Here is a 20,868-nt window from a genome sequence, read left to right on the forward strand (position 1 = left end):
GAAGATTAAATGTTAGAAATTCACGGCAATACCGACGGTGTAGGACTTGTTGCTGGAATAAGCAGCGCCTCTGCCATTGCCTACTTCCACATCCCACATTTTGAAGGGAGAGAAAGTCAGCAGGTTAACACCCTGCAGGAAGATGCTGGATGATTTAAGCCCGATGTGTTTTAACCACCGTTGTGGCAGGCTGTAGTTCAACTGTACTGTTTTCAACCGCAGATAGTCGCTGCGTTTCACCCACCAGGTGCTGGCAGCGTAGTTATCATTGAGGGAGCCAGCCATCATACGGGGATAAAATGCATCCTGACGGGGATTAGCTTCTGTCCAGCGATCGGTGATGTTATCGAAGAGATTTCCTCTTGCCAGGCCTTGCTGGAATGGCATGGTGCCTTCGCCGGTCAGCAATGCATCCACATGAGCAGCGCCCTGGAACAAAGCCGACAGGCTGAGAGATTTATACCCAACCGTAAAACCGAAGCCGTAAATAATTTCAGGAATATCGCCGTAGCCGATGGGCGCCTGGTCGTAGCTATCGATCACACCGTCGCCGTTAATGTCTTTGTATTTGATATCGCCGGCGCGTACATCGCCGGGTTGGCGAGGAGAATTACGGACATCGTCATCGCTTTCAAATAAGCCGAGGGCGATGTAGCCGAAGCGCTGGCCTACCTTCAGTCCTTTTCTTTCCAGCCAGGGATATTTCCACGCCGGATCATCATTCTCCACTACTTTATTTTTGTTGTAGGTGAAGTTGCCCAGCAACTGAACAGACACGTCACCAAAGCGGCGGTTATAGGTAACAGAAGCGTCGAGGCCTTTGTTATCGATGATGCCTACGTTACCGAAAGGTGCGTTGATCATACCGATATAGCCTGGCAGGGATTTACGGCGCAGGAAGATACCGCTGCGGTATTCTTTGAAGAGGTCCACCTGGAGGGACAGACTTTCATCCAGAACCTGTATATCAAAACCCAGGTTGGTTTTCCGGGAAGTTTCCCATTGTACGTCCACCGCATATTCCCCGATTTCCTTACCGGTATATTTCTGGTCCATGGTTTTGCCGAAATTATATTCACCGGTATTGGCCACGGTAGCCAGGTAAGCAAACCTTCTGCCATCAATATTGCTATTACCGACAAGACCATGGGAGAAACGTACTTTAAACAGCTGCACATAATCCTTCACCGGGTTGAAGAATTTTTCTTCCGACACTACCCAGCCCAGGCCGGCAGAGGGGAAGAAACCATAACGTTTGTCGGGGTAAAAGTTTTCAGAACCGTTGTAACCGAAGTTGAGTTCCGCAAAATATTTATTGCTGAAGCCGTAGGTAAATCTTCCCGCAAGGCCCTGGAAGCGGTAAGGCAAGGATGATTCAAGGGTTTCCACATAACTGTTGGCCTTATCGCTTTTGTTATAGAGCAACATACCGGACACATCATGTTTTCCGAAGCTACGGTTATAGTTCACCGCCAGTTCATTATACAGGGTGCGTTCACCGGCGTTGTTGGTCTTGCCATCGTAGGTGAGGTATTCCGTACCGATAAACGTTTGTTCGTAGATCAGTTTGCCATCGGCATCGCGGCCGGTAGCCAGCCAGGTATCAGGTGTTTTCGAATAGCGGTTGGTGGTATAGTTGTAGGTGTCAAATGAGAACATGCCGGTGACAGACAATCCTTTTGTTATAAAAGGCAGTTGCTGGGTAAGGCGCAGGTTGGAATACAGCTGGCTTTTCCACTGGTTGGCATAACCGGTTTGGGTGAGTGCCGCCCAGGCATTTTTTAAGCCGCTGCTGCGTACGTCTGCTATTTTACCATCCGGGTAACGGACAGGTATCTGTACAGGAGTCAGGTAATAAGCATCGGAGAAAATACCTCCTACACTGGTAGCCGGCTGGTTCACATTGTTCAGGTAGCCCTGAATACCCAGTTTAACCGTTGTTGTTTTAGAGGGCGTGAGTGTGATATTAGAAGTAACGTTGTAACGTTTGGAGTAGATAGAAGAATTGTATTTCGTCAGTTCGTCTACATTATATAAACCCAGTTCATCAAAATAACCAAGGCCGATGTAATACACCGCTTTTTCGGAACCGCCGCTGATGTTGGCGTTAGCGTTCCTCACCTTACCATGGTCGCGGAACAGTTCTTTGAACCAGTTCACATTGGGATACAGGTAAGGATCGCTGCCATCGCGCGTTTTCTGTATAGCCTCATCTGAGTATATAGGTACGCTGCCGCGCGTTTTCAGGGCTTCGTTGGAGATCTCCATATAGGTGGGACCGTCTGTGAAGGAAGGCAGTTTGGCAAACTGTGTGATACCTTCCGTATAACGAACGTTATAAGAGGGCTTCCCGGCTTTACCGGATTTGGTAGTGATGAGGATAACGCCGTTGGCCCCACGAACACCATATACAGCCGTAGCAGAAGCATCTTTCAGTACAGAAAAACTTTCGATGTCTTCCGGGTCTACGTTGGCGATGTTACGCGGTACCCCGTCCACCAGGGTAAGCGGGGCGCTGAGGCCTTGCGTGAAGGTAGAGATACCACGGATATAGATATTCGCATCGTTGGAACCCAGTTCGCCGCTGCGTTGTACCGATACCATACCCGCGATGCGGCCGCCGAGGGAATTGGTGAGGTTGGATACCGGTTGTTTCAGGTCTTTAGGAGAGATGGTAGCTTGTGCGCCTACGAGGCTGATCTTTTTCTGTTCACCGTAACCTACCACTACTACTTCTTCCAGGGAAGAAGAGGCTTCCTGCAGGATAACGTTGATTTTATCCTTACCGGCAACAGGCATTTCCTGTTTGCGGTAGCCGATCAGGCTGAACACGAGGGTAGCGTCTTCCGGGACAGAGAGGATATATTTTCCGTTCACATCGGTGCCGGTACCGATGCGGCCATCTTTCACCGCCACGGTTACTCCCACCATAGCCTGCCCGGCAGAATCCAGTACAATACCTGTGATTTCCCGCTTTGGGGCGTCCACGCCCTGGTGCACCTGAGAAGGTTTATTTTTTACAGCTACAGAAATAGTTGTTCCGGATGTTTTGAACTGAAGGCCTGTTTGTTTGTCGATGTCTGCCAGCAGTTGGGATACCGGGACCTTTTTGTATTGAAGAGAAACCCTGGTAGCAAAAGATTCCAGGGACTTATCAAATAGAAAGCGGAAGGAAGTTTGTTTTTCCACCAGGCGGAAAACTTCCACTATAGTGGCTTGTTTAACAGAGATAGTGACCGTTTGTTTGTCCGGCGCCTGTGCTTTGGACACCAGCGCGGGCGTTATCGCCAGCAGCAGGCAAAGGAATGGTAGCGCGACCTTTTTGGTAAGGCCACGGATCGTGGATAAAGATAGTTTCATACCTTAATTTTTGTAAGCGTTGTATGAGCGTGACCGTCTCATCTGGTTTTATTTTTCGCGGATTTTGATGATCTGTCCATCCTGTTCGTATTGCAGATTGTATACAAAACAGATAGACTCCAGCGTTGCGGTTAATGACGAATTGGTTTGCGTGCCGGACAGTACATGTTGGCCTATACCGGGTGACAGCAGAATGACTTTTACGCTGTACCATCTTTCCAGAATAGCCGCCACCTGTTGCAGGGTGAGGTTATTCATGTCGATGATTCCGTTTTGCCAGTTGCTCATCTGTTGTGGGTCTGTAGCGATGCTGACGAAGCTGGCAGCAGCATCATAGGTCACCTGGTCCCCTTTGCCGAGCAGTACAGATTTTCCTTCCGGGGAGCTGACCTGAATTTTCCCTGATACGACGCCCAGCTGTTGTGTTTCTCCGGGATATGCCCTTACATTGAAGGACGTACCCAGTACGCGGGTGCTGAGTGCACCGGAGCGTACCACAAAGGGTTTGTGTTCGTTGGCGCGTACATCAAAATAGGCTTCGCCTTCCAGGAATACCTCGCGGAGGGTGTCTGGCGTGGCCGCATAACGGATAGTAGACCGGGCATTGAGTATGACCGTCGTACTATCAGGAAGGGTTATACGCTTAATTTCACCATCCTTTGAGGTGACTGTCAGCAGGGCAGGCGTACGTTGTCCTATACGGGGCAGCAGCTGGTGCAACGCCAGCAACAGCATGACCGCAGCAGCATAGGGCAGCGTTTTGCGGAGATAGCTTTTCAGCAGGCGCATCCGGCGTTGGGGCGCCGCCTGTATTACTTTCTCCTTTAGCCCCGGCGGCAATGCCTCTCCGTCGGTTTGTTGCCATTCCCCATAGGGTAGCAGTTCATCCATCGCTGGTTGTTCCGTCATATGCAGGAAACGCCGCAGCTCTTCTGCGGTAGCCGTATGTTCCTGTATTTTCCTGATCAGCGCCTGCAAGTCCGTGGCATCGTGCTTCGTCATCTTTTTTAACTGGCTCTTTCCCTTATATACACGAAAAAAGAAGGGACTACTTAGTGAAGTGAAAATAAATTTATTGTTAACTGGTTGGCTTAGCAGAACAGCAGTAGTACGATTAATATATAGGCATCTTTTAATTCCGTACGGATCACTTTCAGGCTGCTATGGATATGCGCTTCCACGGTACGGACCGAGATGCCCAGTTTATCCGCTATTTCGCGGTGTGACAGGCCTTCTTCCCGGCTCATGCGGAAAACGGTGCGTTGTTTTTCGCCCAGTTTATCCAGCACTTGCAGGTATTGGCAGTGCAGCTCTTTATAATCCATGCGTTGACGGATAACATCCTCCGGATGCAGCAGTGCTTCCGAAGGCTCCATAGTAGCCAGCTGACGGGTAGCTTTACGCCGGATAAAATTCAGAATATGGTTACGGGCGATGGTAAAAAGCAATACCTGTATATCTGCCGTTTGATCGATTTTTTCCCGGAAATGCCACAATTTCAAAAAAATATCCAGCAGCAATTCTTCCGCATCTTCCTCGTTGCCGACCTTCTTTTTACAGTAGGCGAGCACCTTCGGGCCCAGCATGTCCAGCAGGGACCGTAAAGCGTCTTCTTCTCCGTGATGGAGGCGCAGTAACAGTTTTGGCGAAATCAGATTGGTTGTATTGTCCATGACGGAGACAAAATTAACATGCTATTATTAACACAAGGTTATGCCGCAGCTATTGTATAGTGGAATCATCATTGTTCTTCAGGTGGAATTGTTTCCGTCAATATTAATAAAAATTTTTTCAGTATTCCGCAAAAACTCCGTCTTTATAGCACCAGAGCCATTGTTCTCCCGGCTCCGCCGAAGAGATGACCGGATGTTCCGTCAGGTGATAATGTTGCGTCATATGTTTAGCCGGGGAGTCGTCGCAGCAAAGCGTGGCGCCACAGGTCTGGCAGGTGCGCAGGTGTAGCCAGGTACCATCCTGCTTAATACATTCTTCACAGACATATGCTTTCGCCGTTTTAATTTCCGTGATGGCTTTCAGATGAGAACAAAGTGTCATGATGCACTGATTTATTGGTGACACGATATGGTATTCAAATATACAAATAGTTAATATTGCAGCTAAAACGCCGTACCACATGATCACACCTACCGATGCCATTGCCTTACAGGAGCAGCTGCGAAGCCAGGTCATCACCACCGATATGCTTCCCCACCCTATCCGTACCATAGCCGGAACCGATGTGGAGTATGACAAGGACACCAACCTCATTGCCGGCGCCGTGGTGGTACTGGATTATGAAACCCTGTCGGTGCTGGCGGTAGCGTCCCATTGTATGGAAGTATCTTTTCCTTATATACCCGGACTTTTCTCCTTCCGGGAGATGCCGCCCTTACTGGAAGCCTACCGGCAGCTGAGCATAACACCCGACCTGATCATCTGTGACGGACAGGGCCTGGCCCATCAGCGTCGTTTCGGGCTGGCCTGCCATTTCGGAGTAACGTTAAACGTTCCCGTTATTGGCTGCGGTAAAACACGCCTCTGCGGCGAATATCACGACCTGGGTGAAAGCCGGGGCAGCATAGCCCCCCTGATAGCAGAAGACGACCAGGCGTTGATCGGCAACGCCCTGCGTACCCAGAACAGTATTAACCCCGTATTTGTTTCCGTAGGCCATAAAGTTTCCCTGGGTACTGCTACCGATATCGTCCTGAAAATGGCGACCCAATACCGGCTTCCCGAGACTACCCGGCTGGCAGATCATTATGCGCGGCTGGCTTTATTGGATTACAAATCAGCTCCAAACACGCCTCCAGCAAGCATTTAAATATTTATTTAAAATTAATTGTATAATTATTTGGTTGATTCAGATTAATATTTCTATATTTGCAACCCCAAACGGGGCCAACGGTTTGGCTGAAAGGCCCAACTGTAGCGAGGATTGGTAGTTCAGTCGGTTAGAATGCCGCCCTGTCACGGCGGAGGTCGCGGGTTCGAGTCCCGTCCAGTCCGCAAAAAGGGACAAATCATCAGAAAGATGGTTTGTCCCTTTTGTATTTGGGGGTATTGCACCCATATCATTGAAATGCCATTCAGAACAATTATCTTGAAGCACCACCAGGTAATTCGCCATTTTAACATTCAGACAATGACAATTGAATCTTTGATAAAAAAGGTAGACTTGTTACCAACCGTTATGTCCATTGAACAGGAATATGAAATTATAGCTGATGTAATGTCCATTTCTGCGAATGAAATATTACAAAATAAAAGTGCTTTCATTTCAATATTAGATTCGTTAGCAACTTCGCATATGGATAACGTCTATGAGGTCACAATAGAAAATTATCCGGAGTTTGTTAATTTTTCAAAATGGCTGTTATCTCTAAAAGAAAATTTGAATGACCCTATACTACTTGCATGGCTAAATAGTGTTTCAGACACTATGGAAGCCAAATTGTGGTAGAAATGAAATGCAACGAATCAAATGATAGCCGAACGGATGATAGCCTCCTTCTCCTCTACTCCATATATCCCGACGCCGCCAGAAACTTATCCAAATCAGCCAGCTTCTCATTATCTATATTGACAATAGCATCGATCGCTTTAGCCTTGTCTTTGGCATGGTCATAATAAGACTTACAGATAACATATCCTACAAAGTATCCGAGATCAACACCGTTATACAACCAGTCTTTTGCCTCTGTTCCATGCATATCCTTTTTAAACTTCTGCCATATTTCCTTTTCATGTGCCTTGCCGTATGTCATGTATGGCATTTTTATGGGTTGTTGCAACAATAATTCCGCCATAAAATCGCAGGCGCCTTCCACCAAACACATGCCCAGCAGGTTAGTGCGGGCATTGTCTTCCCTGTCTCCTCCGGGCTGCTGCGTATGGGTGAGTTCATGCGCCACTAGTTGCACAACACCTTTATTGTCTTTAAAAACGCCCTGTAAAAAAGGAATAAGCCCGGTTGCATTCGTAGTACTGTCTGAAGCGGCAATTTCTGTCCCTATCAGCACTTCTGTTTCGGTGGTGGTGCCTCCTGTTGAAAGGTATCCCATAGTAAAATAAATGGCCGGTGTTTTAAACCGGGGATATAGTTTTTTATAAGCCGTTATCAGTTTTTCCATATCGGCTTCATGTTCTTTTACTTTCAGGGTGTTAGGCCTGACAGATGTCCAGAAACCGGGATGTGCGAAAATGCTTTTCTGAAACCTGGCAGGAGTCCATTTTCTGAGGCGGATCATTTCTTTCAATCCTTTGGAGCCTTTATCCAGATACATGGTTTGTATGAGTTGCAACTGCTGTGCGGAGTCTTTCACGGTCTGTATGGTATCAAATGTTTTCCAAAACAGATCTATGTCTGAATAATAGACATTCGTTTGTGCGCGGAGAGAGATAGTAACAACTGACAGTAGTAATAAAATGAAAGTTTTTCTCATAAAGTGCATATAATAATTGGTGAAGGGAAACAGATAATAAATATACCTAAAAAAGAGAGATTTCGTCTATTGTTCTCTTGTGTTAAATTACAGGGAGCACTACGTAAATAGGGTGCGTAAGCGATCATTAATTTAACAGTGTTGACCTCTACAGCCGATAGCCTTCCTACCATCTAACTATACTATGCTATTCCAACATGAGATAAAACAACAGATCAATATTTAACCCTAAAAATCCAAAAAATGACACAAAAGAAAGAGCAGCTATCTACCCTGCTGCAGGAAGAACACACAGACATTTCGCAACCCCGGGTTGCATCATTGATGGACGCTGTCCTTACAGAGACGAGCGGTGATGAAGCCTATGGGGACATGTACGCCCGTGCTGCAGACGGCACCATGCGCCGGATCCCGATTGGAACAGTTGGACAACAGCTTACCGTTGCTCCGGACGGATTTCCCGCCTGGGCCAATGATATCACCAACACGATTGTGGTAAATGCAGGACAGGATCAAAACATTTCGGCAGCCAATACCAACTTGCAGGCAACAGCCAGTGATGTCAACAGTGCCATTACTTCCTATCACTGGACGAAACAATCCGGTCCTGTAGAACCTATTGGCACCGGGTTTAACGGAGGATCGTTTACACCGCTGAGAACCAGAACCTTTACCCCATCCGGGAGCGGAGATATCGTTTTCGACAATACGAACACGCTGCCTGGCGACCTGATCATACTGGATGGTAATTTCAGGTCTGTCCGGTTGGACAGTGTACAAGGCACTGCAGCTAATCCCATCGTTTTCAGAAACCCGGAAGGCCAGATCACCCGTATCGGCAATACTACCTGGGCTGCAAACGGAGGACCTTCTTATGCACTGCAAACATCCAATTCCAAACACTTCATTTTTGCAGGCACCCACTGGAACAATCTGTTATTTACAGGGTCAGAAATCAATACCATCAGTGGTGGTGGTGAACCTTATCGTTCTGCTTACAGGAACCTCTCGTTCGATGCATTCTCCGAAAAATTTGAGATCTGTTATTTTACCGTTACAAATGGTGGCACCTGCATCGTAGCAAAGACTGATCCGGTTGCCGGACAAAGCGCGACATGGTATCCCAATACAACCTTGCAGGATATATTGATTCACGACTTTATCATCGACAACCCTTACAATGAAGGGTTATATATCGGCCATACAGCTACTTACTGGGATTTAGCCACCAATACCCCTCATAATTCCGGTCCGTATAATCCGCCACCAGTCGGCGACCAGTACAAACAACCCATTATGATCAATAATGTGAAGGTGTGGAATGGCAGGATATTGAATACCGGTAAAGATGGTATTCAAATTTCAGCCTGCAGGAACATTGAAGTTTATCAGAACGAAGTTTTCAACTGGGCATCCGTTAATACCAACGACCGATCCCAACATAACGGTGGCATTCTGATTGGCGGCCGGGCTGAAACCAGCAACGTTCACGACAATATCACCCATGATTCCTGGGGCGAGCATTTTCAGTTCTATGGCACCGGCGCCGGTCATATCTTCAAAAACAATCTTTGCTACAATACAGATGCAGCGAACGCAAATGGCGATATGGCATATATTTCAGCAAGATCCGGCACTAATGACACGGAGAACCACCCCGGTCAGGTTACCCTGGAAGGAAATACTTTTTCAAGATCACATAGCTCCCTGGTAAGGGTAAATGGTTACTATAATAAAACCGGTGGTGCATCCGGCACCGACAACCTGCAGGTGATCATGAAACAAAACCTCCTGATGGCCCCGCTGAATAATGCCGCCGTTGATAATTACGACAGCTACTATGTATACACGGAAAATCCCCAGGATTATGGATACAGTGTTATCGTAACCAGACCGATGGCGGGTGTTGATGCCAATGTGCAATACCAAACCGTGGCTATTGCCAACGTGGATACCAACAACTACTATCTGCCCAACAACAGCGCGGTTACCCAGGGATTCAGGAAAACCAAACCTGTAGGTCCTCAGGTGGTATCTGGAGCGTCTGTGATCGTTACGCCGGATGCTGCAGCTACCGCAGTAACCAATATGGTCAGTGGCGTGTATGTGTTCAGGGTAGTAGCAGGTAATGCACTGGGACAGTATAAGAGCGATACCGTTCAGGTGACAGTAGTGCTGTAAAATTATCGGCTCTATATAGTAAACACTTGTGCCGGCTCATCTTAATAAGCCGGCACAAGTTGCTTACGGTTAATCCAACCGTGGTTTTATGAAATGTATTCAGGCACTCTTCCGCTACGACATCGTGATTTCATTCTCTTTTAACCGTTGATAAATCTGTTGTATCATACGGCTCTTAAACGCCTCCTCGTGGTGTACGTTCTGAATCCATACCAGTAGCTTCAGCACCACGTTGTTATCATTCATACTCTTCACCAATAATTCAGGCGCTACTTTGCCGATAATGGCATCTGAACCGGACACCTCTTCCAGGATAATTGTTTTAGCCAGCGGCAACGCTGTGGAGGGTGCAATGGTGAATAATAGTTCTGTTCGGATATGATTGTTGCTGAGTGTCCAGTTAATCAGTTTGGAAGATAACAGGTCGCCGTTAGGGACGGTCACTTCCGCCCCGTCTGTCGTCACCATTCTGCTGGACCGGATACCAATATCTTTTACCCGCCCTTTCTGTCCGGCTACTTCCACAAAGTCGCCGATTTTCAGGGGGCGCTCAAAGATGAGGATCACACCAGACACGAGGTTATTCACAATATTCTGTAACCCTAAACCAATACCTACACCCAGGGCGCCGAGTACAACGGTGATCTTGTCCATCGGCAAACCGGAAGCCGCGATGGCTATCAGGAAACCGGCGATCAGCACCAACAGGCGCAACAACAGCAAGCGGGTGCTTTTCTCTTTTACCTCACCTATCAGTTCATCATCTGTCTCTCCAAAAAAATAACCGATATACTTCTGGAAAAGATTGGATATTAACAGGATTACGAAGAACAACCCGATATTACCCAGTGTAAAAGAGGTGTTACCAATATTCCGGGGTTTAGTGATTAAATTGCTGATACCGGTATATAAGTCGTTATATAAATTCAGATTGGTGGTAAACACCATCAGCCATAACAATACCACCAGTGCTACCAGGATTTTGTGCAACCCGGCGCGTACCTTTTCAAAATCAAACCTGGCGGTAATACCACCTGCTATACGACTGGCCTGCATCTGGAGGTAAAAGGCTTCCTCTATGATCTGTATCAACACCGTGAGACCAATGATCTGCAACAACCCCGCAATCGCAGCCGTACTGTACACCTGGGCTATACTTAAACGGCCAAACAAGTTGAACAATGCCGCCAGTACATTCAATACTATGAAGATCATAGACACGATCCTCACTAACCTTCCGGCAGATAGGTTCTTGTAAATACGGAAATAAATAAACCCACCGGTTACGACGGACAAAACATTCAGTACCAGCATCCATATGCGTACACGTACATCCGGTACCACTACTGCCGCCGTTCCCATCGTCAGCATATACAAAACCACGATAGCGATCCAATAAACGAACATCCGGCGTTCCCACTTGCGCCAGAACAGGATGGTTAATAAAAACAATAAAAAAGACTGCAACGAATCCAGGTAAGCCGCCGGCGCGTTCAGGTCGAAGAACGAGGCGATATTAAACATGATCACCAGCGTAGTTAAAACAGGCAATGCCCGCAGGTACTTTATGTAGGGCGGTTGCAGCAATTCTTTTTTGCCGGCATTGTTGATTCTTTTGAATTGTTTATTTACCCGGAAGAAAAATACCAGTCCTATCAGGAACACCCATAACCAGGTACTGGAATGGTTACGCGTATAATAATCCAATATTCTGCCCAGTCCTTCGAAGGATTTGGATGACTGCTGCGTCAGTGTTGCAGCGGTGGAATCAGTCCGGATTTTATCGTCCCACAGGTAGTTATATTCTTTACTGAGCGACTTGATGCTAAAAACCCGCAGTTGTTCGTTGACTTTATTCTCCAGTTCTATCGCCTTAAAATAACTGCCGGAGATACCTGCCTGCAATACGGCGATCTTATCCAAATGTTGTGTGGTAGCTTTTTTAGCTTCATCCCATTTACCTTTCAGTTCTTTTAACTCCGGCAGGTAAAATTTCCGGAAAGTAGTATCTGCCTTGATTTGTTTGACAAAAGAATCTTTGGTGAAGGCCATCATTTCCGCATTCATACGCACGAGTTCCTTATTGTAGTCGAACAGCCGGGAGCGCCAGTCCTCCAGGTGTTCACGCATATCGGCCAGCAATACACGAAACATCTGCAGGTTGCGGATATTGAGCACTTTATTGTACAGCCTGAGGTTATCTTCAATAGTTTGCAGATTGGACTTTATTTCCGGGAGCTCTTCCCCCATCTCCCGTGTATCGAATCCCCGCGAGGTGATGTCGTTGATACGGTTCAGGGTGTTGTGCAGTTCCTCCATTCGTATCAGCAGGCTGTCGGCGCTCAGTTTTACAGGGCCGGGTACGGTGGTGGCGGCCACGGAGTCTTTCGCCGGTTGTGCGTTCACCGCGTTTCCCCCAAAAATAATCCAGCACAGGAAAACGAGTAATACGGTTGTCCTTTTTGTGGTTGATATGACCATGAGTATGTAGAAAATAAGGTTCCATTCAGCAGCTTATGCGCCGACAGGAAAGTTAAATAAGCATTTAAAGTGGTGACGGGTTATGGGGATCAATCAAAAAGCGGTATAAATATAAAGATATTTTTTCAATTGTATACGATCTTATCCCCTTATAGGTATTTTTATTGATGGCACTATCTTTTTTGCGTCAGGATCGACAAAGCAAGTATCAAACTTGCTACACCCGGTTCAAAAAATTTTACGACTTCGCATATTCTTTTAAAATCATACATTTATCAGACAATTGTGTTCAATCCTTATACCAAAAACAGTTTCATGAAACGTGTTTATTTGTTCCTATGCCTGGCAATTTCAGGCACTGTAGCCCATGCCCAAAAAACATCCATCCAATGGGGTGAAGAATTCAAACTCCGCAAAGGCAGCACCGACCTGCAGGTGATCGCCGCCGACAACGACGGGGCCTATCTGGAAGAGAGTCACATGGCGTTGAAAGCATACTTTTTAGTGGGCGCCACTTTCAGAGAATCCGCCTCCCTTGTAAAGGTGGATAAAAATCTAAACGAAGTTTACCGCAATGATTTTAACAAGGAACTGAGAGGAAAAGAATTCGTACAATTCTTTGCTATCCAGGATAAGTTGTTCCTGTTTTCCTCCGACTACAGCAAACGGGACAGAACTCTTTCCCTGTATGCCTCCGGCGTGAATAAAAAAACCGGGGAACTCACCGGGGAATGGAGAGAGGTTGCCATCTTCCAGCAGAAAGAAAAAAAAGACGATATCGATTTTAAAATTGACTACAACGCCGACAGTACGAGAATGCTCATTGTCAGCAGCATTGAAGGCGCTGAAAAAAATGAGTACAAAATCCAGGAGCTCGATAAGAATCTTAAAACCACCACCAAACCATTAATCATCCGGAATGGGTTTGAACGTAAAAAGTATCAGCTGGAAGACGTACTGTACACTACCGATCGCAAAGTAGTACTCGTAGGACGTATGTTTGAGTATGAAGAAGGTAAAAAGAAAAAGGAAAAATTCCTCGATTTTACCAACTACAATATCCGCATCTACGACGAAAAAGGAAAACAACAGGCAGAGATCAATACCGGCATCAACGGGAAATGGCTCTCCAGCACCAAACTGGTACAGGAGAAAAACAAAGACCTGGTGCTGGCCGCCTTCTACAGTAATGAGAAAAAAGGCAGAACAATCGATGGACTGCTGGTACAACGCATTAATGTAAACGATGGTAAAGTGATCTCTACCAGCGACAAACCGATTAACAACTCGCTTTTATCAGACGACCAGGGTAAGACGGACAACGACGATACCAATGATAAAGATGAGAGCAAGGAAGAACGAAAAATGAGAGCAGAGCTGGAAAAGATGAAAGATGAAGGAGAAGGTTTTTCCAGGTATATGCAGTTTCGTAAAATCTTTTACACCCCCGACAACGGCCTTGTTATTCTGGCCGAACAATACCGCCAGTATGTAACCACTACCCAGAGCTACAGCCCGGGTGTCAACGGCTCTCCAGCCAAGTGGCAATCCACCACCTATTCCACCTATCTGTCAGGCGATCTGATGATGTGTAAGATCGATGCTTCCGGCAATATCGGCTGGTTGCAGATATTACCCAAAAATCAGCGCGAAATACTGCAAGGGGGTACGCACTCCTCCTCTACAGGCTTTTCCTACACCACCGATTATTTCTTTGCCGGAAACAGGCCTTTTTACTCCGGATTTGGCGCTATCCAGACGGACGGCTCCATTCAACTGATGTTTAACGATCATTCCAAAAATGCCACGGTGACGCAGGCCGGCCAAAAAGCAAAAGGTATTAGCCGGTATGGTAAATCCGATTGTTACCTGGTAGATATTGATGCCGCTTCCGGTAAAGTGACCAGGAAGGTATTTTTCTCCAATACTGACATTCCGACCGCTATGCCGCGACTGGGCGCTATTGTAGGAAACGATATGTATATGGTAGGCAGAACAGACCGGGTATTCGGTAAAACAAAAATCGCCGTTGCCAGGGTGACGGTAAAATAAAAAAACAGCCCTGACGACTTCCGTTATCAGGGCTGTTTTCTTTTTAGTTCTCCCAGTATTCCGATGCATCTACCGGATCAAGATAAGTGCCGTCGAATCCTGCATTAAGGATTTTCTGCGTGTAGGAGTCGGCGTTACCATAAATAAATGCCTTCCATTCCGGCATCCAGTAACGGACATTGTAATTACCTTCCCATTTAGGGTCCAGTTTACCGAACCAGGCCGGCGGATTGTTCAGCCAGTCGGGATTCCAGTACCAGCGGTAATCTTCTGCCTGCCCTATACTCATGTAAGCGAGTACCAGGCGTTTGCCTCCATTTTTTTTCTTTTTGAGCGCGTTGATCTGATCTTTTGTCCAGGTAGTGCCATCCGTATCCGGGAACGCATCTATGATGAGTACATCATAATTGGTAGCCTTCAGGTTATTGATGTACTGATCGCTGGAGACGTTGATCTGATAAAGGAAATTTCTGGCATCTGCCAGGGTGTTGATGTCGTTGGCATTTTCGTGATACGGCGCTCCTGCCGGTATCGTTTTCAGCTGGCGGCTGGCCGTAGCGAAAGAGATAAAGCCATTGGCTTCATTTTTTTGATAAGATGCAGCGACATAGGCCGGTGTCTTGCAATAATCAGTGGTCATGACCGTCAGGTGGTTTTCCGCAGCGCGTTTGCAAAGGCTCAACCATTCCCTGGTATTGGCAGCGGGTGTAGGCACGTTATCATTGTTATCGTACCCATAGTATAACTCTTCCCGGCCTACACCGTCCAGCGCTTTGATGTACTCCGTTACGATGGGAGCAGCGGGGTTGCCGGTGGTCGTCAGCAGTTCCGAACTATTTTGTGCCACTACAATAAAACCAGGTTTGCGCGTTCGTGCCCAGGCGCTGATATCCTGGATAAAATTGCGCAGTTCCTGCCGGTAGTTGATTAGTTCCGTTCCGGGTTTAGGTGTTTTTTTGTCGCCGGTATCAATGGCGGATGTTTCCTTTTTGCTGCAAGCGGTGAGGCTTAACAGGCCGATCATGGCAAAGGTGAGGGTGCTACGTGAGCTACGCATGGTCAAAGGGTTTTAGGTTTTCCGGATATATAACGGCTAAAAAACAAAAACCCTCTGTTCCGGCGCATGAAATTTTCGTTACCGGTGATTGGCCTCATTATATTTTTCCAGTTCCACGATAAACTCCGTGCCTTTACCTTCTTCACTTTCAAACCATATTTTACCGCCGTGGGCATCCACAATCTGTTTGGAGATGGCCAGTCCGAAACCGAAAGACTCCTCGCCCATAGTACCCCGGCGTTTTACATCCTGCGACAGGTTGAAGATGTTTCCTTTTAGCGCATCCGGGATACCGATACCATTATCGCGGACAGTGATCCTGACAACGGCATCTGTAAGTTCCATGGATACCTCCACCATCCCGCCCACCGGACTGAATTTAACCGCGTTGGTAATGAGATTGGAAAATACGCGCCATATTTTTTCGCGGCTCGCCCATATAGAAGTATGAAAAAGGTTGACAATAATCTGTTGTTTTTTCTCGGCTACTTTTGTCTTTACCAGGTCCACACAATATCGCAGGGCTACATCCACTTCCACCTCTTCCTTTCTGATATCGCCGCGTAAATTCATGTACAGCAGGTTGCTGATCAGGTCCAGTGCCAGTTGGCCGGATTGCTGGATCATTCCCAATGCTTCCTTATTCTGCGGATCGGTGATATTACCATAATGCAGCAGGAAGTCGGCCATGGATATCATGTTGCCTACAGGGTTGCGCAGGTCATGTGCCACTACTTTGAGTATACGGGTATTATCCTGTTGACTTTGTTCGAGTATCCGTAATCCGTTCTCCAGGTGTTTATTTTGGCGGGAGATCACCCGGTTGAGACTTTCCAGCTTCTCACCTTGTTTTTTGGAACGATTCCAGTTGTGCCAGATGAGGACGCCGATAATAATTACCAGGATAGAAAAAATCAACATCACGTTGAGGTAGAAGTTTTTGACTTCATTCTGTTTTTTCAGGAGGTCCAGCTCCATTTCGCCGGAGAGGTAATTAAATTGTGTATTCACATCCAGGGCGCGGAATGGATCGTTTAGCCGTGCCAGTGAGTCCTTCATTTGCTGATAATGTTTCAGGAACACCAGCGCTTCACCGGGCTTACCGGTAGCCTCGTGGTATTGTGCCTGCAGCTCATTCCAGGATAGCTCCGACGAATTGTCCGGCAGGGAATCTATCGCGTTTCTCATTCTTTGTAACCCTGCCTGCGCTTCCGGAAATCTTTTTTGTGCCAGTTGCAGTTTAATCAGTTTACCCATGTTCAGCTGTGCGTCTCTTGGTTCTGTACCGGGTTGTATGTTGATGTCAATGCTCCTTTGCAACAATTTCTCACCGGTAACGGTATCTCCTTTTCGCAACAGCAGACTGCCTTTGTTCCCTAATACGACCGCTTCCGCCGCCAGCGAAAAAGTAGCGTGGTTACGTATTTTCAGGAACGGTGTTTTACGAAGCTGAATGTATCGCAGCGCACTGTCGTAGTAAAACAGGGCGCTGTCCATCTGATCCATCCGGTCAAATGCCAGGGCTATATTATCAAGTTCTGCCTGTTGATAACAAAAGCGATAGAAGGCATTTTCCGTGCAGTTGCCCATTGCGCTGAAGGCATCTTTAAAATGAGGTATAGCCAGTTTGTACTTGCCTTGCCGGTAATACACCATGGCCAGCCGGGCGCTGTATTCTCCCCGCGCACAGGTATCTTTCGCCTCGGCTATAAACGTTCTGCCTTCATAGTATAAGGAAAGGGCATTATCCAGTTTGCCTTCCTCACTATATATCTCCCCGAGATACATCAAGGCTTTACCGTATTCTACAGCGTATCCGGGCCGGTTGGTTTTCCCGGACAATACACGCAGGATGCTGTCTGCATATAGTCTTCCCCGGATATGGTCCTTTTGTTTTGTCCAGTAGTAGTCCAACAGGTAACGGTATTTCCAGGTCAGGTCCATGGGACCGGGATTGGGGAAACGGACATATACGGAGTCGAGTATGCGGATGGCGACAGGCATCTGGCCCGGACCCAGGAGATCTACTTTTTGAAAGACAGGCTGAAAGAACGCCGGATGGTCCGCATTATTGTTCCCTGAGCGGTTGCAGGCCAGCAGCATAATAAACAATAATGGGATCAACCAACACAATATCTGTTTGGGATACACGGATAAAAATTGCATTCAATAGAATTATTTTACTACAAACGACATCCTCATCTAAAGATGGTCAGTTCACCGAACATTCACCGCCAAATATACTATATTCATAATTGCAAAAAGTGCGGTTTTCCGGGCATTTCAACCAGGAAAAAACCGCATCATCGAATACATCATTTAGCGTACGCATCCGAGCAATCGCTTTACAGAAGCACCCTTCATTTTAGCTTTTACGTAGTAAAGGTTGTGTGCTGCAACGGAAGGAACCTCCTAAGCTGCGGGTAATGCGAAAATCCACATATTCTACCGTGATGCCATGGCCGGCCACCTGATCACCGATATGCCGGAAAACCGGGTCCGTCACATATACTTCCGGACTGAGTGGCAGTCCGTTCGTAGCCAGGTTGGTCGTTTCTTCGTACGTCACGTTGATACGGTCCCAGGAGCGCAGTCTTTCCGGGATACCGTCTTTAAACGCCGCCTCACATACCACCATCAGTCCTTCTTTAATCAGTCCCAGGGCGCAATCCAGGTGCAGTATATCCGGTTGCAGCCGTACTATCTCCAACGTATAACCGTAAGGGTGAAGCAGTTTTTCCAGCCACCGCGCACCGAGTGGATTAGAGGCCAGTCCGGAGCTTCCTACAAAAATATGTTTGCCCAGCACCAGCACATCCCCGCCTTCTATAAAAGGGCCGGGGCCCAATGTAAGATCATCTGCCGCCGCCACTTCCGGACGCGGCGAGGCGACATAGACACAATCGGCCGGGTACACCCGTTCCAGTATAATATCTCTCACCGGCAATACTTCCTGGCGACGATGCAATAAACGCATAGCGCTTTCTATGACCAGGTTACCCACGGTGAAAAACGGATCACGGGAAAAAAAATTAGCATAGCCCTCATCGCCGCCGGCCTTCTTTTCAGCATCAGTGAGACGGCGCGGACGTAGCACCTCCACCCCATATTTCAGCAGTACTGTTTTAAATGCTTCCCGTTCCTTTATCCATGCCTGCTGGCTCTCCGGATAGGCGTCACCGTAGTCCATCCCTGTTTTTGTATACAGTTCCGCCCGCGCTTCCGGTGTCAGAAATTTCACATCTTCTTCCCTGGGATACCTGGGCATACCGAATTCAGACTCGGCCAGTACCACCGTACGCAGCGGTGCAAATTCACTTTCAACAAAGATCATATGTTACCGTTTTAATCATCAATATAGCGAAGACATCAAATAAAAACGTTTTTCAACCGTGCAGTACCTTATTATTTTTTTTTAACATTTCATGCAACATTTCCTATCGTTTAATCCTTATTTATTCATCTCACCTTCCGACAATATTGCCCCCAAAAATTGTATGCATAATACCCCGTATGAATGACCGCTCCGAACGGAAGAAGCCCCTATCTGACAATTGTTTCATCATCTAAAACGTTTCCGATGAAAACAGTATTTAAAACCCCGCCGGCGATAAAATTCGCCCGGATATGTCAAAAAATTCTACATGCCGGCATGGCCGTGACGGTGATCAGCTTTTTATTGACCATTACCAGCTGCCGGAAAAATGATCATCATCCCGGATGTGGCGATTGTGACTGTGTCTCCGGCAAATACAAACAAACTAACCTGGTAGCCGATACTGCTGGTTTCAACGCCACCCGTATTGATCCTCATCTGATAAATGCCTGGGGCATTGCTGTTGGCTCAACCGGCATCTTCTGGTTATCCTCCAATGGCGACGGCTCCAGCGTTGTTTACGATAAAGGCGGTATGCCCCAGCGAAGCCCTGTCTTTATCCCTTCACCCTCCGGTAAAGGCGCCGGCGCACCTACCGGCGTTGTTTTCAACAACACTACCAGTTTCAACGGCGCCCGTTTCCTTTTCGCTACTGAAGATGGTACGATCCTGTCCTGGACTTCCGGCGACTCTGCTGTGATAAAGGCTGACCGCTCTGCCTTTAACGCCGTATACAAAGGCATTGCCCTGGCCAGTGACAGCGGCAAAAATTACATTTATGCAACCAATTTCCACAACGGTACGATCGATGTATTTGATACCGCTTACCATTATATCAGCTCCAAACCATTCCGCGATCCGGATATTCCGGCCGGCTTCGCTCCGTTTAATATCAGAAACATCGACGGAGTACTCTTTGTTACCTACGCCAAACAGAAACCTGACCGGCATGACGACCAGGCCGGCCCCGGCAACGGTTATGTAGACATCTACAAACCCAATGGCACCCTCATCCGCAGATTTGCTACACAGGGCACGCTCAATTCTCCCTGGGGCATTACACCAGGCTGCAGCGGTAACGAAGACGACGATGTCATCCTGATCGGCAACTTCGGCGACGGGCATATCAATGCCTATAACATGAGAGGTACTTTCCTGGGACAATTACAGAAAAACACCGGCCCTGGCCCGGTGATCATCGACGGCTTATGGGGCCTGGAAAGCAATGTGCCCTCCGCACCCGGACAACTGTTCTTTACAGCCGGCCCGAAAGAGGAGTCACATGGATTGTTCGGCTATCTGAAACGGTAACTGTGATGAGCATGATTATTACTGATTTCGCTGATTAGCGGAGATATGAGCGAAGCTATCAGCGAAGATGAGGTTTATTAGTGTGTGAAATGCAGGCAGGCGATGATGACCAGTGTTGCTGTGGCAATGGCTGCGATCGTCCGGATGGTATTGAGGCGGTTCCATGGCTGTTCAAAACGGCTGCGATGTGCTGCCAGCGCTGCAGGGTCATCCTGCAGGGATATCTTATCCAGCACATTGTTCAAGGGTACATTACCCGCTCCGGTTACGCCGAAAACGCCGATGAGGTAGGTGATGGTAGCTGCCAGCAGTAACCATCCCGCAGGCTGCATATCCTGCCGGAACACCAACCAGGTGCTGATCGGAAGCAAGCACACAGGACCTATAAATCCAATGAAAAAAACAGGATTCAGAATAGCCCTGTTGATAGATTGCATCGCCGCCAGGTAAGCCGCATCGGACAGCCGCCCCAGGCCGGGGTTGACAGAGCAGGAGTAAGCGTAGAAGAGCCCTGCCATCAAGGCGGAAGTAAGTCCGGTGATCACTAATAAAAACAATAGCATAGTAACAGATCAGGTTGAACCTAAAGATAGCTAACCTGCGAA

15 protein-coding genes and 1 tRNA gene are annotated in these 20,868 nt (G+C 47.4%); 6 read left to right on the top strand and 10 right to left on the bottom strand.

Translation table 11 applies throughout. The features are described from left to right. Positions 1-12 precede the first annotated feature (12 nt). The 4 genes from ICL07_RS09035 to ICL07_RS09050 all read right to left on the bottom strand — a co-directional run bounded on the left by ICL07_RS09035 (position 13) and on the right by ICL07_RS09050 (position 5,415). A complete protein-coding gene (locus ICL07_RS09035; RefSeq protein WP_188087584.1) occupies positions 13-3,360 on the bottom strand; it encodes a SusC/RagA family TonB-linked outer membrane protein in 3,348 nt (1,115 codons plus the stop codon). Positions 3,361-3,408: 48 nt separating this feature from the next. Then, complete coding sequence (locus ICL07_RS09040; RefSeq protein WP_188087585.1) at positions 3,409-4,362, bottom strand: FecR family protein; 954 nt, start codon at positions 4,360-4,362, stop codon at positions 3,409-3,411. Between the two features lie 89 nt (positions 4,363-4,451). After that, positions 4,452-5,033, bottom strand: coding sequence for an RNA polymerase sigma-70 factor (locus tag ICL07_RS09045; RefSeq protein WP_188087586.1), 582 nt, complete (start codon positions 5,031-5,033; stop codon positions 4,452-4,454). Between the two features lie 118 nt (positions 5,034-5,151). Continuing rightward, positions 5,152-5,415, bottom strand: coding sequence for a UBP-type zinc finger domain-containing protein (locus ICL07_RS09050; RefSeq protein WP_188087587.1), 264 nt, complete (start codon positions 5,413-5,415; stop codon positions 5,152-5,154). Between the two features lie 79 nt (positions 5,416-5,494). On the opposite strand from ICL07_RS09050, the gene nfi reads away from it, so the two are divergent. The 3 genes from nfi to ICL07_RS09065 all read left to right on the top strand — a co-directional run bounded on the left by nfi (position 5,495) and on the right by ICL07_RS09065 (position 6,823). Then, a complete protein-coding gene (gene nfi / locus ICL07_RS09055) occupies positions 5,495-6,184 on the top strand; it encodes a deoxyribonuclease V (protein ID WP_188087588.1) in 690 nt (229 codons plus the stop codon). Positions 6,185-6,295: 111 nt separating this feature from the next. Beyond that, positions 6,296-6,369 (top strand) — tRNA-Asp (locus ICL07_RS09060). A 136-nt stretch (positions 6,370-6,505) separates the two neighbouring features. Beyond that, positions 6,506-6,823: a hypothetical protein gene (locus ICL07_RS09065; RefSeq protein ID WP_188087589.1), complete on the top strand. Its 318-nt coding sequence runs from the start codon at positions 6,506-6,508 to the stop codon at positions 6,821-6,823. A 55-nt stretch (positions 6,824-6,878) separates the two neighbouring features. On the opposite strand, the gene ICL07_RS09070 is transcribed toward ICL07_RS09065, so the two are convergent. Next, positions 6,879-7,805 carry a DUF2268 domain-containing putative Zn-dependent protease gene (locus ICL07_RS09070; protein WP_188087590.1) on the bottom strand — a complete coding sequence of 309 codons (927 nt, stop codon included), beginning with the start codon at positions 7,803-7,805 and terminating at the stop codon, positions 6,879-6,881. A 243-nt stretch (positions 7,806-8,048) separates the two neighbouring features. Here ICL07_RS09070 and ICL07_RS09075 point away from each other — a divergent pair, with 243 nt between their 5' ends. Further along, entirely contained in the window at positions 8,049-9,986 is a 1,938-nt protein-coding gene (locus tag ICL07_RS09075; protein WP_188087591.1) for a hypothetical protein, read from the top strand. A 114-nt stretch (positions 9,987-10,100) separates the two neighbouring features. On the opposite strand, the gene ICL07_RS09080 is transcribed toward ICL07_RS09075, so the two are convergent. Next, entirely contained in the window at positions 10,101-12,467 is a 2,367-nt protein-coding gene (locus ICL07_RS09080; protein WP_188087592.1) for a mechanosensitive ion channel family protein, read from the bottom strand. A 315-nt stretch (positions 12,468-12,782) separates the two neighbouring features. Between ICL07_RS09080 and ICL07_RS09085 the strand changes: the two genes are divergently transcribed. Then, on the top strand, positions 12,783-14,519 hold the full coding sequence (locus ICL07_RS09085) for a hypothetical protein (protein ID WP_188087593.1): 1,737 nt from the start codon (positions 12,783-12,785) through the stop codon (positions 14,517-14,519). A gap of 43 nt (positions 14,520-14,562) precedes the next feature. On the opposite strand, the gene ICL07_RS09090 is transcribed toward ICL07_RS09085, so the two are convergent. The 3 genes from ICL07_RS09090 to ICL07_RS09100 all read right to left on the bottom strand — a co-directional run bounded on the left by ICL07_RS09090 (position 14,563) and on the right by ICL07_RS09100 (position 18,910). Further along, entirely contained in the window at positions 14,563-15,576 is a 1,014-nt protein-coding gene (locus ICL07_RS09090) for an endo alpha-1,4 polygalactosaminidase (RefSeq protein ID WP_188087594.1), read from the bottom strand. 78 nt (positions 15,577-15,654) lie between these two features. Continuing rightward, positions 15,655-17,742, bottom strand: coding sequence for a tetratricopeptide repeat-containing sensor histidine kinase (locus ICL07_RS09095; RefSeq protein WP_188087595.1), 2,088 nt, complete (start codon positions 17,740-17,742; stop codon positions 15,655-15,657). Between the two features lie 199 nt (positions 17,743-17,941). Further along, positions 17,942-18,910 (bottom strand): dimethylarginine dimethylaminohydrolase family protein, encoded by a 969-nt coding sequence (locus ICL07_RS09100; protein ID WP_188087596.1) that lies wholly within the window; start codon positions 18,908-18,910, stop codon positions 17,942-17,944. Between the two features lie 246 nt (positions 18,911-19,156). On the opposite strand from ICL07_RS09100, the gene ICL07_RS09105 reads away from it, so the two are divergent. Next, positions 19,157-20,263, top strand: a complete 1,107-nt coding sequence (locus ICL07_RS09105; RefSeq protein ID WP_188087597.1) for a TIGR03118 family protein — start codon at positions 19,157-19,159, stop codon at positions 20,261-20,263. A gap of 77 nt (positions 20,264-20,340) precedes the next feature. Here the strand turns inward: ICL07_RS09105 and ICL07_RS09110 are convergent, their stop codons facing one another. Further along, the gene (locus ICL07_RS09110) at positions 20,341-20,826 is read right to left on the bottom strand and encodes an anthrone oxygenase family protein (RefSeq protein ID WP_188087598.1); all 486 of its coding nucleotides are present in this window, start codon (positions 20,824-20,826) and stop codon (positions 20,341-20,343) included. Positions 20,827-20,868: the final 42 nt, after the last annotated feature.

Origin of the sequence: Chitinophaga qingshengii (genome assembly GCF_014529935.1) — a bacterium.
GTDB lineage: Bacteria > Bacteroidota > Bacteroidia > Chitinophagales > Chitinophagaceae > Chitinophaga > Chitinophaga qingshengii.